General features: G+C 62.0%; 11 protein-coding genes and 1 tRNA gene. 8 read left to right on the forward strand and 4 right to left on the reverse strand.

The window, feature by feature from the left end; all coding sequences use genetic code 11:
• Window positions 1-194 precede the first annotated feature (194 nt).
• The gene (locus LMTR13_RS05785) at window positions 195-1,517 is read left to right on the forward strand and encodes a glycosyltransferase (protein WP_083218772.1); all 1,323 of its coding nucleotides are present in this window, start codon (window positions 195-197) and stop codon (window positions 1,515-1,517) included.
• Between the two features lie 508 nt (window positions 1,518-2,025).
• On the opposite strand, the gene LMTR13_RS05790 is transcribed toward LMTR13_RS05785, so the two are convergent.
• The 3 genes from LMTR13_RS05790 to LMTR13_RS05800 form a co-directional block, all read right to left on the reverse strand.
• Window positions 2,026-2,100: transfer RNA gene (locus LMTR13_RS05790), tRNA-Val, on the reverse strand.
• Window positions 2,101-2,216: 116 nt separating this feature from the next.
• Window positions 2,217-3,500, reverse strand: coding sequence for a coiled-coil domain-containing protein (locus tag LMTR13_RS05795; RefSeq protein WP_065727052.1), 1,284 nt, complete (start codon window positions 3,498-3,500; stop codon window positions 2,217-2,219).
• 130 nt (window positions 3,501-3,630) lie between these two features.
• Window positions 3,631-4,266, reverse strand: a complete 636-nt coding sequence (locus LMTR13_RS05800; protein ID WP_065727053.1) for a DUF1134 domain-containing protein — start codon at window positions 4,264-4,266, stop codon at window positions 3,631-3,633.
• A gap of 289 nt (window positions 4,267-4,555) precedes the next feature.
• Here LMTR13_RS05800 and LMTR13_RS38695 point away from each other — a divergent pair, with 289 nt between their 5' ends.
• The 3 genes from LMTR13_RS38695 (at window position 4,556) to LMTR13_RS05815 (ending at window position 6,884) form a co-directional block, all read left to right on the forward strand.
• Complete coding sequence (locus LMTR13_RS38695; protein ID WP_083218774.1) at window positions 4,556-5,200, forward strand: hypothetical protein; 645 nt, start codon at window positions 4,556-4,558, stop codon at window positions 5,198-5,200.
• A gap of 5 nt (window positions 5,201-5,205) precedes the next feature.
• The gene (locus tag LMTR13_RS05810; protein WP_065727054.1) at window positions 5,206-6,276 is read left to right on the forward strand and encodes a helix-turn-helix domain-containing protein; all 1,071 of its coding nucleotides are present in this window, start codon (window positions 5,206-5,208) and stop codon (window positions 6,274-6,276) included.
• 143 nt (window positions 6,277-6,419) lie between these two features.
• Window positions 6,420-6,884, forward strand: coding sequence for a YHS domain-containing (seleno)protein (locus LMTR13_RS05815; protein ID WP_065727055.1), 465 nt, complete (start codon window positions 6,420-6,422; stop codon window positions 6,882-6,884).
• Between the two features lie 21 nt (window positions 6,885-6,905).
• On the opposite strand, the gene cysQ is transcribed toward LMTR13_RS05815, so the two are convergent.
• Entirely contained in the window at window positions 6,906-7,748 is an 843-nt protein-coding gene (cysQ, locus tag LMTR13_RS05820) for a 3'(2'),5'-bisphosphate nucleotidase CysQ (protein ID WP_065727056.1), read from the reverse strand.
• Between the two features lie 149 nt (window positions 7,749-7,897).
• Here cysQ and chpT point away from each other — a divergent pair, with 149 nt between their 5' ends.
• The 4 genes from chpT to LMTR13_RS05840 all read left to right on the forward strand — a co-directional run bounded on the left by chpT (window position 7,898) and on the right by LMTR13_RS05840 (window position 12,422).
• Window positions 7,898-8,545, forward strand: a complete 648-nt coding sequence (gene chpT / locus LMTR13_RS05825; protein WP_065732459.1) for a histidine phosphotransferase ChpT — start codon at window positions 7,898-7,900, stop codon at window positions 8,543-8,545.
• Between the two features lie 192 nt (window positions 8,546-8,737).
• Complete coding sequence (locus LMTR13_RS05830) at window positions 8,738-11,455, forward strand: hybrid sensor histidine kinase/response regulator (RefSeq protein ID WP_065732460.1); 2,718 nt, start codon at window positions 8,738-8,740, stop codon at window positions 11,453-11,455.
• A 73-nt stretch (window positions 11,456-11,528) separates the two neighbouring features.
• Complete coding sequence (locus tag LMTR13_RS05835; protein WP_065727057.1) at window positions 11,529-11,999, forward strand: chemotaxis protein CheW; 471 nt, start codon at window positions 11,529-11,531, stop codon at window positions 11,997-11,999.
• A gap of 57 nt (window positions 12,000-12,056) precedes the next feature.
• Window positions 12,057-12,422: a response regulator gene (locus tag LMTR13_RS05840; RefSeq protein ID WP_057853338.1), complete on the forward strand. Its 366-nt coding sequence runs from the start codon at window positions 12,057-12,059 to the stop codon at window positions 12,420-12,422.
• Window positions 12,423-12,450: the final 28 nt, after the last annotated feature.

Here is a 12,450-nt window from a genome sequence, read left to right on the forward strand (position 1 = left end):
GACATTGCGGCGTATGCATTGCGTCTCGCAGCGATACTTCGTGCCTCCAGAATTGTGCGTCGGGTCGCCGGCGGACGTCCCCTGTGGCGTGGAAACCAACGAAAACTGTCCGAGTTGTAGGTCGATACGAGTCCAAGCATCTCCCGCCGTTCAGGGCGCTGCTGCTATCGGCAATTCGCCGCGATGGAGAGAGAATGAACGTCCATATTGAATCCGTCGAAGTTGAGCCAGGCTACCGGCTCGAAGACTACGCCGAGTACAACTACTTGACCTCGCAGGTTGCGGATCTCGAGGCCGCCGCGCGAATTTCCGTGCCGCTACTGACCGGCCGCAAGATATGGATGGTCAGTTCGACGAGGCAGGGAGGTGGCGTGGCCGAGGGCCTGCCCCGTGTCGTTTCCTTGATGCGACAGCTCGGACTCTCTGTGGAATGGGTTGTTATCCACAGCCCGGACCCGGCGTTCTTCGCATTAACAAAGCGCGTCCATAACCATCTGCACGGCGTGGGCAAGACCGGACTTGGCCGACGGGACCGCGAGCTCTACGATGGTGTGAGCACCCGGCTTGCCGATGAGTTCGCCAGCGAACTCGGCTCCGACGACATCTTGATCGTTCATGACCCACAGCCGCTTGGAATGGGTGCGCGCCTAAAAGCGAAGCGCGGCCTGCCGACGATCTGGCGCTGTCACGTCGGTTTCGACCAGACCGTACCTGTTAGTGAAGAGGCTTGGCAGTTTCTGAAGGCCGATGTCCTCGCATACGACCGCAGCATCTTCACGCTCGACGCATACGTACCTTCTTTTCTATCAGGAAAGGCAGCGATCATCCCGCCAGGGATAGACCCGCTGACGCACAAGAACCGCGAACTCTCGGTGCCTAAGACATCGGGCATCCTGATCGACGCCGCGTTGGCTGCGACGATGCATCCGGTGCTCACTCCGCCGTTCGAGGCGCCGGCTTTACGGCTCCAAGTCGATGGGAGCTTCAAGTCTGCGGTGTTCCCGGAGGACCTAGGCCTGCTCTTCCGTCCTATACTGACCCAGATCTCTCGATGGGACCGGCTGAAGGGCGTCGGCCCGTTGCTGGATGCTTTCGTGCTCCTCAAGAGAGGAAAGCCTGCACGGGCCCGGAGCGATCGGCACCAACTCTCCATTGATCACGCGCGGCTGGTCCTCGCCGGTCCTGAGCCGGAAGGTGTACAGGATGATCCCGAAGCCTTGGAAGTATTGACCGAGTTATGTGAGCGATGGAGCAACTTGCCGCCTGAACTCAAGCATGAAATCGCGATTCTAAAGCTGCCTTTGGCCTCGGTTAAGCAAAACGCGCTGATGGTGAATGCCTTACAGCGCTGTTCAACGGTCGTAGTGCAAAACTCAGTTCGTGAAGGCTTCGGTCTCACCGTTGCCGAGGCAATGTGGAAGACTCGTCCGGTGATGGGAGGTGCAGCGGCAGGTATTCGGGCTCAACTTGTCGATGGAACTACAGGCCGTCTCGTGGATGATCCCGGGAATGCTTAGGCGGTCGCAGACACGCTCGATGCGATGCTCGCAGATGACAAGGAGCGCGAGGTCTGGGGACGAAATGCGCGTGACCGCGTAAGCCGCGAATTCCTGATCTTCAACGAGGCACGCCGTTGGCTGCTGCTCCTGGCGGAAGTTGCCTCCACACCCAGGTCCGGTGAACCGATCCTTGTCTCTAAATAGCCAGTCACGGCAGAAGGGCGGAAGACCATCCGTCGTTCCTCGACACGGCGGCAATGCTTCAAGCGCAGCTTCCTCTTTGACGCATTCGGTCGGCGTTCCGGCTCCGGCCGCTCTCACGCTTGAACAGCGCGACCATGTCTGCGTCCATCATCCGCGCGAGACGAACTTCAGGAAGAACATGCTGTCCACACGGATATCGTCGTAATTGATCAGCCAACTCTTGATTGGCGTCGGCATCGCCGCATGCCCCTGTTGTGCCCCAGCTTTTTGGGGCACGCCTTCAGGGAATTGGTTCAGCAAATGATTGAAAATAAAGATTTAATGGTGGACGCACAAGGGATCGAACCTTGGACCTCTCCCGTGTGAAGGGAACGCTCTCCCGCTGAGCTATGCGTCCGGGAAGTGTGGGCAAACAATGGGCCCTGTCAGAGCCCGCGATTTACGAAGGACCAACCCCTAGTGTCAAGCGATCAGTCGGACCGTCGCGTCGCGTTTTCGCGTGGGGCGGGGGAATTACGCTCCCTGCTGGCGGGCCCGCGAGGCGTGCGACTGCAGCGCGCGGATGCGCTCGGCCAGCGTCCCGCCGCCTTCCGACATGGCGGGGGCGGCACCGGCGACGTCGTTGGCGGGCTTGGCCGGCACTTTCGGCGCGGGTTCCGCCGCCAGCATGGCCTCGATCGCCGAGTTCGGACCCTCGAGCTGCATCGCGAGTTTTGCAACTTCGGCCGCGATGTCGTTGATACGCTCGCGCAACAGCGCGTTTTCCATGCGCTCGGTCGCCCAGGAGCTTTCGGCCTGCTGCTGGATCGCGTTGATGTCGCGCTGCAGTTTGGCGCGCTCGTCGCGGGCGATGCGAAGCTGTTCTTCCACCGCCGCCTTTTCGGTGCGCAACTTCTCGATCGCCACGGAAGTGCCGCCGCCCGACAGGCTCGCGACTTCGTTGCGCAGATCCATCATGATGCGCTCGGCAGCCGCATTGGTCTGCCGGAGCTGATTGTTCTCGTATTCGCGTTCGGCCAGGATCTTGCCTTGCGTCGCCAGCCGCGCTTCGAGGTCGCCAACGCGGTTGCCGAGCATCTCGGCTTCCTTGACCTGGACGATCAATTGCCGGTCGAGATCGGTGACGCGCTGGCTCAGGTTTTCGACGCGGCTGCGCGCGTCCATCAGTTCGCGCGTCGCATGCTCGGACTCGGCGCGCTCGTGCGTGAGGCGGGCCTGGGTTGCCGAAAATTCCTTTTCGGCATCGCCGACGCGGCCCTTCAGTTCCTCGATCTGCGTGCGCACCGCGACCAGCTCGACCTGGCGGCTGTCCGCCATCATCGAACGGTTGTTCAATTCGTGATTGATCCTGGCGAGTTCGGCCTGCTTGTCGGTCAGCGCCTGCTCGGCGTTGCGCAACAGTTCGGTCTTGGCCGCGAATTCCTCTTCGGTGGCGCGTAGCTGCTCCTTCATTGCCTTCTCGCGCGCTTCGAGCGCGAAGATCGTGGCGTTCTTTTCGCCGAGCTCGATCTTCATGCGGTTGATCGCATCGCTCTTCTTGCCGAGTTCGGCGAGCTGGCTCGTGGTCTTGTTCTTGAGTTGCTCGACGCTCATTTCGAGCCGCCGCGCCGACATCGCGAATTCCGCGCGCAACTGATCCTTGTCGGCCTGGATTTCAGCCATTGACAGCGGGGTCGCCGCCTCCAGCCGCCGGGTCGTCAGGCGCACCGCGCGGTTATGCACCAGCGGCACGATCATCAGGCCGAACAACATCGAGACCAGAAAACCGATCGCCAGATACATGATCGGTTCGATCATGGATGGTTACTCCACACAGGCAAGGAATCGTTAACAACATTGCCACGCCAGCCCGACCCCGCGCCAGCCCAATGCCGCGTTAACCTGAATCCGTCCGGGGAGACTTGGCGTCTTTGCTTGAAAGATGGGCTTAGAACGGGTTCCAGGTCGCCCGCGGAGTATATTTGAGATACCCGACATTGGCGCCGAGCCTTAAGCCGATGCCGGAACGGATCGGCACCAGCACGATGTTGTTGGCGGTCAGCGCGGTCATGCCGAAGCCGCCGACAATGTAGGCGGAGCCGTCGATGCCGACGAAGCGCTGGTAGATCGCGCTGGTGGCGGGCAGGTTGTAGACCAGCGTCATCGTGCGCGCGCCGTCGCCGCCCCAGTCGAAGCCGACCGATGGCCCCTGCCAGTAGACCCGCAGATCGCCGGCATTCTTGGTGTAGAGCGTGCCTTCGCCGTACCGCAGGCCCGCCACAAAAGCGCCTGAGCCCTCTTCGCCCAGCACGTAACCATTGGGCAGGCCCCATTGGCTGACCGCGCGCTCGATGACCGACGCCAGGCCGCGCGAGACGTTGCCGAAGAACTTGTGTCCGGCCGACACCAGCTCCTCGGGCCCGAATGTCTCGGGTCCCGGCTGGCGCTGCGGCGGCGGATAAGGCCCAGGCCCCGGCTGCTGCGCCGGGTACGCCGGTGGCGGCGCCTGCTGCGCGGAAGCTGGCACGGTCCAGCACATCAGCGCGGCGAACGTCACCGCGGCAAGGCGTGAAGCAAACGTCATGAAAGAACCCCTGGCATCGAAATTCTGGCCGCCGCCTTAACCTGACGCCAACAGCATGGCTCTAGGTTGCGCCCAGTGTCCCCTCGACTCGCATGTTATCGGCACCAACTATGACGGCACAACGGCATTGCCGGAATTGATACGGGCAAGTTTCTACATGAAAACGGGGCAAAGGCACCGGGTGGACGTGCAAAAGCTGGGAAAATCGGTTGAGAAGCGCAGTTTGGCTTGACCATGTTAATTTTCTCTGCCACAAATGAGGTCCCGAAAATTAACATGAGACCCCCGAATGCCTGCCGACCGCATTATTGCACAGGAATACGAAGTCGCGTCTCGTTTGGATCAACTCGGCCTGTCCGCCCCTGAATTGATCGGAGTTGTCCATCAGGCCGTCGCCGCCAAGGCAGGCTTTGTCCTGAACCAGCCCGTCAATGCAGCCGGACAGCTTTCTTACATCTATGGAACCGGCGCCTTGCGCGATGCTCTGCGCTCCAAAGGTTGGGAAATCGACCGGACCGGAAACATTGAAGCTACCTTCGATCCTAGAACTGGCGTCAAGATCGTTTTCCAGAATGCCGACAGCGCATGCGAGGACAACCGCGACCCGAAGGCGATTTCCAATAAGGGCCCCGCTGCCAGCAAGGCCGTCGATCTGGGCCAGCAGAACCTTTTTCCCGAATTCGACGCAGAAGAACGTGAAAAGCATCAGCGCGAAAACGCCGCGCTCTGGTACCTCTTCGTCTACATCAATGGCGATGATGTGCGCGCGGAGCTTTCGTTCCCGAAGCGCATTGAAGATGGCCAGTTTAAGGGCTTCAACGAGCGCATTTACATCATCAAGGCGGGCGAGTGGGCCAGCATGATGCCGCAGGTGATCGATGGCGACGAGGGCCCGGCGCAGGATTTCGAAATCAACGTCACGCGGAAGCGCTAAGTTCGATGTTCAATCCGCAGAGATTGAGCCTCGCCCGGAAACGGCGGCGGCTCAGCAGCAAAGGACTGGCTGAACTGATCGGTATGTCGCCGGTTACAGTCACTCGCTTAGAGAAGGCGAACAATGAGCCGGAGCCGGAGACGGTCGATTTGATCGCAAGAAAGCTCGGGTTCCCAAGAGAGTTCTTTTTTGGCGACGACATTGATGATCTGGACAAGAACTCGGCCAGTTTCCGCAGCCTGACGTCGATGACTGCTCGCGAACGCGACGCGGCGTTGGCATCAGGTTCATTGGCGTATCTATTCTCGGATTACATTTCGACTAAGTTCAACTTGCCGGAACCGCAACTCATAGACTTGTCTCATGAGCGCGACCCGGCTGCCGCAGCCAGAACGCTTCGGCAGGTCTGGGCTCTTGGTGAGCAGCCGATCAGCAGCATGATTAAGCTGTTGGAGGCAAAGGGCGTCCGGGTATTTTCGTTAGCTGAGAATACGAAGAACGTGGACGCTTTTTCCTGTTGGCGAAATGATGTCCCGTACGTGTTTCTAAACACCTTCAAGTCGGCAGAGCGAAGCCGCCTAGATGCTGCGCACGAATTAGCGCATTTGGTTCTGCACAAGCACGGCGGTCCTCGGCAAGGACGTGATGCGGAAATGGAAGCAAACAACTTTGCCTCCTCATTCTTGATGCCAACGGCGGATGTTAGATCGCGCATTCCGTTCGTCAGAAGGCTTGACGATTTAGTCGCCGCTAAAAGGCGTTGGGGGGTATCAACGTCTGCTCTCGCCTATCGCCTGCATAAACTGGGCATATTGAGCGACTGGCAGTACCGGACGTTCTGTATCCAGATCAATCAAAGAGGCTATCGGACCGATGAGCCTAATGGCTTGCCGAGAGAACAGTCAGTGATTTGGAAGAAGGTCTTCACCGAGCTTTGGGGCGAGCGGATTTCCAAGAACCAGATTGCAGCCGATCTGCAACTTCCGACACAGGAACTGGAGAATTTGGTTTTCGGGCTTACCGGCAATACTGAACCGCCGGAGCGCATTGGGCGGCCTAGCCTCAAAGCGGTGTGAGCGCGCTACAACGGCGTTGACGGTATTGATACGAATAGGTGCCTATCTCTTCTGGCGAAAGGCAGTTTCATGCCATCGACCCAACCAAATGGGCGTTGTTGATGACGGCACAACGGCAGGAAAGATACGGTTGGCGCCCCCAAATGGCCCTTTTTGCCTTATTGGCAGGGTTTTTTTGCGTAGCCAGCCTTGATTTTGCCGCGCGCGCCGCGACCACCGAGCGGGTGGTGGTGAACCGCTATTCCGGCCTCGCGATCGGAGGCTTCGATCCCGTCGCCTATTTTACGGAATCAATGGCCATCGAGGGGTTGCCTGATTTCGAGGCTCGCGAAGCCGGCGCCGTCTGGCGTTTCCGCAACGAGGGCAATCGCGCCTCTTTCGTCGCGCATCCGGAAATCTACGGGCCTCAGTTCGGTGGCTATGACCCGGTCGATCTGGGGCGGGGGGTAACCTATCCGGGCAACCCGCGCTTCTGGGTGGTTGCGGGCCAGCGGCTCTATTTGTTCGGCCGCGAGGACAACCGCGATGCATTCGCCGCCGAGCCGGCGCGTTTCCTGAAAGACGCCGTCGCGCGCTGGCCGGGGCTGGAGCAAGGGCTGGCGCAGTAGTTTCGCCTGTAGCAAACTTCCCTAGCCCGGGCGAGCGAGCGACCCCGGGAACAGTGCCGTCGGATCGCCCCAGGCGATGAATTCCGGAACGATGAAGCCCATCCGTCCCGTGCCAAATTGCAGGGCGGCGCCGTTTGAATCCGCGATCCTGCCGCCGGCGGCCGCGACGACCGCATGGCCCGCCGCTATGTCCCATTCCGAGGTCGGCGAGAGCCGGGGATAGATATCGACGGAGCCTTCGGCCACCCGGCCCAGTTTGACCGCCGAGCCAAGCTCGCACCGTACCGCCCCCGGTCTTTCGGCAATAAAGGCTTCGGTTCTGGCGTCGCCATGCGAGCGGCTGACCGCGACGGTCCATGGCTGGCCGCGCGGCGGGCAAGGGCGGGTATGAATCGGCTCGACCAGCGGCTTACCCTTGCCGAGCGTCAGCCGCTCGGCGCCGCGTCCGACAATGCCGCGCCAGATCAGCCCGAGCGCGGGTGCGCTGATAATGCCAAGCAGCGGCACGCCGTGGGTCACCAGCGCCAGGTTGACGGTGAATTCGTTGCGGCCGGCTACGAATTCCTTGGTGCCGTCGAGCGGGTCGATCAGAAAGAAGCTGTCCTTATTGGGCAGCGCGGACGTTTGGGCGCGCTCTTCCGACAGCGCAGGTATTTCGGGTGCCACTTGGGCAAGGCCCTCGGCGATGATTCGATCGGCCGCCAGATCGGCCTCCGTTACCGGCGAGCCGTCGGTCTTGCCGTCGACTTTCATGGCGGAACGGTTGACGGCGAGGATAGCGGCGCCGGCCCGGATCACGATCTCGGTCAGCGGTTCGATCAGAGCTGCTGCGGCCTCACGGTCGAGTGGACGTGCTTCATTCATGAGCTCGGCCCATTTGCGGTTCGTCCTGCCTTACCATGGCCGCCCTGTGCTGGCAGCACAGGGCTGCGCAGTGTATCAAATCGACAAGCAAGCGTGATTCGTAACGGCCCGCCAGCAATCGCGACTCGGCGGCTTTCCAGGAACCCATGATGTCTGGCACTTCGTCTCCCGGTCCGGCTCCCGATACCCTCGAACTTGCGGCGCTGTTGTGTTCGCGAGTTTGTCACGATCTCATCAGCCCGGTTGGCGCGATCGTCAATGGGCTCGAGGTGCTTGACGACAACCCGAAGCCCGAAGACCGCGATTTCGCGCTCGACCTGATCCGCAAGAGCGCCAAGACCGCCTCCGCGCGGTTGCAGTTCTGCCGGCTGGCGTTTGGCGCTGCGGGGTCGGCGGGCGCGCAGATCGATCTCGGCGACGCCCAGACCATGGCGCGCGGCCACATCGAGGACGGCAAGATCACCATCACCTGGAATCTGCCGCGCCTCTTGCTGCCGAAGAACCGCGTCAAGCTGCTGTTGAACATGCTGATCATTGCGCAGCAAACGATTCCGCGCGGCGGCACGCTGACGATCGATCCGATCGGCGACGGCGAGACGATGGGTTTTCGCGTCACGTCTTCCGGCCTCAACGCTCGCGTGCCGCAGAATATCGCCGATCTCGTGAGCGCGAGTTCGACGGCGGCCGTCGACGCGCATGCGGTGCAGCCTTACTATACGCGGCTGTTGGCGCAGGCCTGCGGGCTGAGCGTGACGCTTGCGCTGGACGGTGAGAAGGTGCTCGTTACCGCTTCCTGAGCGCGCGACCACGCCGACATGGTTAACCAACCGTTGAAAACAGGCGGCAGAATTCATTTCTGCCGCCTTATCTCTTTGTTGATCCCGTTCTTTTCCATTTGCTCAACCAATATTAAACGCTTTGCATAGAAGCTGGCCCCGTTCCGTAAGGCACGTCGATGTCGCGTGCCGGTGCGTGCGAAGGCCAGTTTCATGGATGATTTGTTGCGGGAGTTCCTGACCGAAACCAGCGAGAGCCTGGATACGGTCGACAATCAGTTGGTGCGGTTCGAGCAGGACCCGAGCGACGCGAAGATCCTCGATAACATCTTCCGCCTGGTCCACACCATCAAGGGCACCTGCGGCTTTCTGGGCCTGCCGCGGCTGGAAGCGCTCGCCCATGCCGGCGAGACCTTGATGGGCAAGTTCCGCGACGGCATGCCGGTCAAGGCGGAGGCCGTGACGCTGATCCTGTCGAGCATCGACCGCATCAAGGAAATTCTCGCCGGTCTGGAAGCCACCGAGACCGAGCCCGAGGGCACCGACGAAGACCTGATCGAGAAGCTGCATGCGATGGCCGAAGGCGGCCACCATGCGGAAGCGCAGCCTGAACCGGCGCCTGCGCCCGTCGTGGCCGCGCCGCCGGCGAAGCCTCAGGTCACGTCGGGCACGCTGGTCGAGCAGGTGCTGGAACGCCCGTTGCGTCCGGGCGAGGTCTCGCTCGACGACCTCGAACGCGCCTTCCGCGAAACCGAGACCGAAGTCGCGCCCGCGCCGGTCGCCAAGGCTGCGCCGGCGCCTGAGGCGAAAGAAGCTGCAAAGGAAGCCAAGGCCAAGCCGGCCAAGCGTGCCGTCGCCGTCGAGGCCGACGGCGAGGTCGCCGACAAGATCGCCAACCAGTCGATCCGCGTCAACGTCGACACCCTCGAACATTTGATGACCATGGTCTCCGAGCTGGTCTTGACCCGCAACCAGCTCCTGGAGATCTCCCGCCGCAACGAGGACACCGAGTTCAAGGTGCCGCTGCAGCGGCTCTCCAACGTCACCGCCGAGCTGCAGGAAGGCGTCATGAAGACGCGGATGCAGCCGATCGGCAACGCCTGGCAGAAGCTGCCGCGCATCGTCCGCGACCTCTCCGGCGAACTCGGCAAGCAGATCGAACTCGAGATGCACGGCGCCGACACCGAGCTCGACCGCCAGGTGCTCGACCTGATCAAGGATCCCTTGACCCACATGGTGCGCAACTCCGCCGACCACGGCCTGGAGACGCCGGCCGAGCGGCTCGCGGCCGGCAAGGGCGAGCAGGGCACCATCCGATTGTCGGCCTATCACGAGGGCGGCCACATCATCATCTGCATTGCCGATAACGGCCGCGGGCTGAACACCGAGCGGATCAAGGCCAAGGCGCTGCAGAATGGTCTCGTCACCGAGACCGAGCTGGAGAAGATGACCGAAGCCCAGATCCACAAGTTCATCTTCGCGCCGGGCTTCTCCACCGCTGCCCAGGTCACCTCGGTCTCCGGCCGCGGCGTCGGCATGGACGTGGTGCGCACCAATATCGACCAGATCGGCGGCACCATCGACATCAAGAGCGTGGCCGGCGAGGGCTCAAGCGTCACCATCAAGATCCCGCTGACGCTCGCGATCGTCTCGGCCCTGATCGTGGAAGCCGCCGGCGACCGCTTTGCCATCCCGCAATTGTCGGTTGTCGAGCTGGTGCGCGCCCGCGCCAACTCCGAACACCGCATCGAGCGCATCAAGGATACGGCCGTCCTCAGGTTGCGCAACAAGCTGCTGCCGCTGATGCATTTGAAGAAGCTCCTCAAGATCGACGACGGCTCGTCCAGCGACCCCGAGAACGGCTTTATCGTGGTCACCCAGGTCGGCAGCCAGACCTTCGGCATCGTGGTCGACGGCGTGTTCCACACCGAAGAAATCGTGGTCAAGCCGATGTCGACCAAGCTGCGCCACATCGACATGTTCTCCGGCAACACCATTCTGGGCGACGGCGCCGTGATCATGATCATCGACCCCAACGGCATTGCCAAAGCGCTCGGCGCCTCCGGCTCCTCGGCCCATGAGATGGCCGACGAGGCCTCCGCGGCGCATGCCATGTCCGGCGAACAGCTCACCTCGCTGCTCGTGTTCCGCGCCGGCTCCTCGCAGCCCAAGGCGGTGCCGCTCGGCCTCGTCACCCGGCTGGAGGAGATCGCCACCGACAAGATCGAGCTCTCCAACGGCCGCTACATGGTGCAGTACCGCGAGCAGTTGATGCCCCTGGTGCAGATGGCCGGGGTCACCGTGCAGACGCAAGGCTCGCAGCCGATTCTGGTGTTCGCCGACGACGGCCGCTCGATGGGGCTCGTGGTCGACGAGATCATCGACATCGTCGAGGAGCGGCTGCACATCGAGGTCGCCGGCCAGCAGGACGGCATCCTCGGGTCGGCCGTGATCAAGGGCCAGGCCACCGAGGTGATCGACGTCGGCCACTTCCTGCCGATGGCGTTCGCCGACTGGTTCTCGCGCAAGGAGATGCGGGCCTCCTCGACGGCGCAATCGGTGCTCTTGGTCGACGACAGCGCCTTCTTCCGCAACATGCTGGCGCCGGTCCTGAAGGCCGCCGGCTACAAGGTGCGGGTCGCCGTCAACGCGCAGGAGGGGCTGTCGGCGCTGCGCTCGGGCCAGACTTTCGACGTGGTGCTGACCGACATCGAGATGCCCGACATGAACGGCTTCGAGTTCGCCGAGACGATCCGGGCCGACAACAACCTGAACACGATGCCGATCATCGCACTGTCCTCGCTGGTGTCGCCGGCGGCGATCGAGCGCGGGCGGCAGGCCGGCTTCCACGACTACGTCGCCAAGTTCGACCGTCCCGGCCTGATCGCGGCGCTGAAGGAACAGACCGCCGAGACCCGGCAAGCGGCTTAGAGCATGATCCGGAAAAGTGGGAACCGGTTTTCCGAAGAGATCATGCTCAAAACGAGAGAACGGTAACGAGCCAATGACAACCAAGACCGAGACCATCGAGGGCACCGTGGCCGAATACGTCACCGCCGTGATCGGCGGGCAATTGTTCGGCCTGCCGATCTCGCGGGTGCAGGACGTGTTCATGCCGGAACGGCTGACCCGGGTGCCGCTGTCCTCCGCCGAGATCGCCGGCGTGCTCAATCTGCGCGGCCGCATCGTCACCGTGGTCGACATGCGCGCCCGGCTGGGCTTGCCGAAGAACGACGACGGCAAGCCGCCGATGGCGGTCGGCGTCGACCTCAGAGGCGAATCCTACGGCCTCCTGATCGACCAGATCGGCGAGGTGCTGCGGCTGCCGGACAATGGCCGCGAGGAAAATCCCGTCAACCTGGATGCCCGCTTCGCCAAGCTCGCCGGCGGCGTGCACCGCCTCGACGGCCAGCTCATGGTCGTCCTCGATGTCGATCGCGTGCTCGAAATCATGCCCGACCTGATGGCGGCATAAAGATCGAACCTGGAATTAAAACGTCCCTGCTGGGATTGCTGGAACTGGAGGCCTAAAATGAAAACATGTCTGGTCGTAGATGACTCGAGCGTCATCCGAAAGGTCGCACGACGCATCCTCGAAGGTCTCGACTTTCAAATCGTCGAGGCCGAGGACGGCCAGAAAGCGCTTGAAGTCTGCAAGCGCGCGATGCCCGAGGCGGTTCTGCTCGACTGGAACATGCCTGTCATGGACGGCTACGAATTCCTCGGCAATCTGCGCCGCATGCCCGGTGGCGACGCGCCCAAGGTGGTGTTCTGCACCACCGAAAACGACGTCGCGCACATCGCGCGTGCGCTGCATGCCGGTGCCAACGAATACATCATGAAGCCGTTCGACAAGGACATCGTCACCGCGAAGTTCCAGGAAGTCGGCCTGATCTGATCTCTATGTGATCCCGGCGGCCCAACGG

The organism is Bradyrhizobium icense, assembly GCF_001693385.1.
GTDB lineage: Bacteria > Pseudomonadota > Alphaproteobacteria > Rhizobiales > Xanthobacteraceae > Bradyrhizobium > Bradyrhizobium icense.

What these genes read in the sequence shown, in the direction of transcription:
- LMTR13_RS05785 (WP_083218772.1), top strand. Translation starts at nt 195, where the DNA reads ATGAACGTCCATATTGAATCCGTCGAAGTTGAGCCAGGCTACCGGCTC.
- LMTR13_RS05795 (WP_065727052.1), bottom strand. Translation starts at nt 3,500, where the DNA reads ATGATCGAACCGATCATGTATCTGGCGATCGGTTTTCTGGTCTCGATG.
- LMTR13_RS05800 (WP_065727053.1), bottom strand. Translation starts at nt 4,266, where the DNA reads ATGACGTTTGCTTCACGCCTTGCCGCGGTGACGTTCGCCGCGCTGATG.
- LMTR13_RS38695 (WP_083218774.1), top strand. Translation starts at nt 4,556, where the DNA reads ATGCCTGCCGACCGCATTATTGCACAGGAATACGAAGTCGCGTCTCGT.
- LMTR13_RS05810 (WP_065727054.1), top strand. Translation starts at nt 5,206, where the DNA reads ATGTTCAATCCGCAGAGATTGAGCCTCGCCCGGAAACGGCGGCGGCTC.
- LMTR13_RS05815 (WP_065727055.1), top strand. Translation starts at nt 6,420, where the DNA reads ATGGCCCTTTTTGCCTTATTGGCAGGGTTTTTTTGCGTAGCCAGCCTT.
- cysQ (WP_065727056.1), bottom strand. Translation starts at nt 7,748, where the DNA reads ATGAATGAAGCACGTCCACTCGACCGTGAGGCCGCAGCAGCTCTGATC.
- chpT (WP_065732459.1), top strand. Translation starts at nt 7,898, where the DNA reads ATGTCTGGCACTTCGTCTCCCGGTCCGGCTCCCGATACCCTCGAACTT.
- LMTR13_RS05830 (WP_065732460.1), top strand. Translation starts at nt 8,738, where the DNA reads ATGGATGATTTGTTGCGGGAGTTCCTGACCGAAACCAGCGAGAGCCTG.
- LMTR13_RS05835 (WP_065727057.1), top strand. Translation starts at nt 11,529, where the DNA reads ATGACAACCAAGACCGAGACCATCGAGGGCACCGTGGCCGAATACGTC.
- LMTR13_RS05840 (WP_057853338.1), top strand. Translation starts at nt 12,057, where the DNA reads ATGAAAACATGTCTGGTCGTAGATGACTCGAGCGTCATCCGAAAGGTC.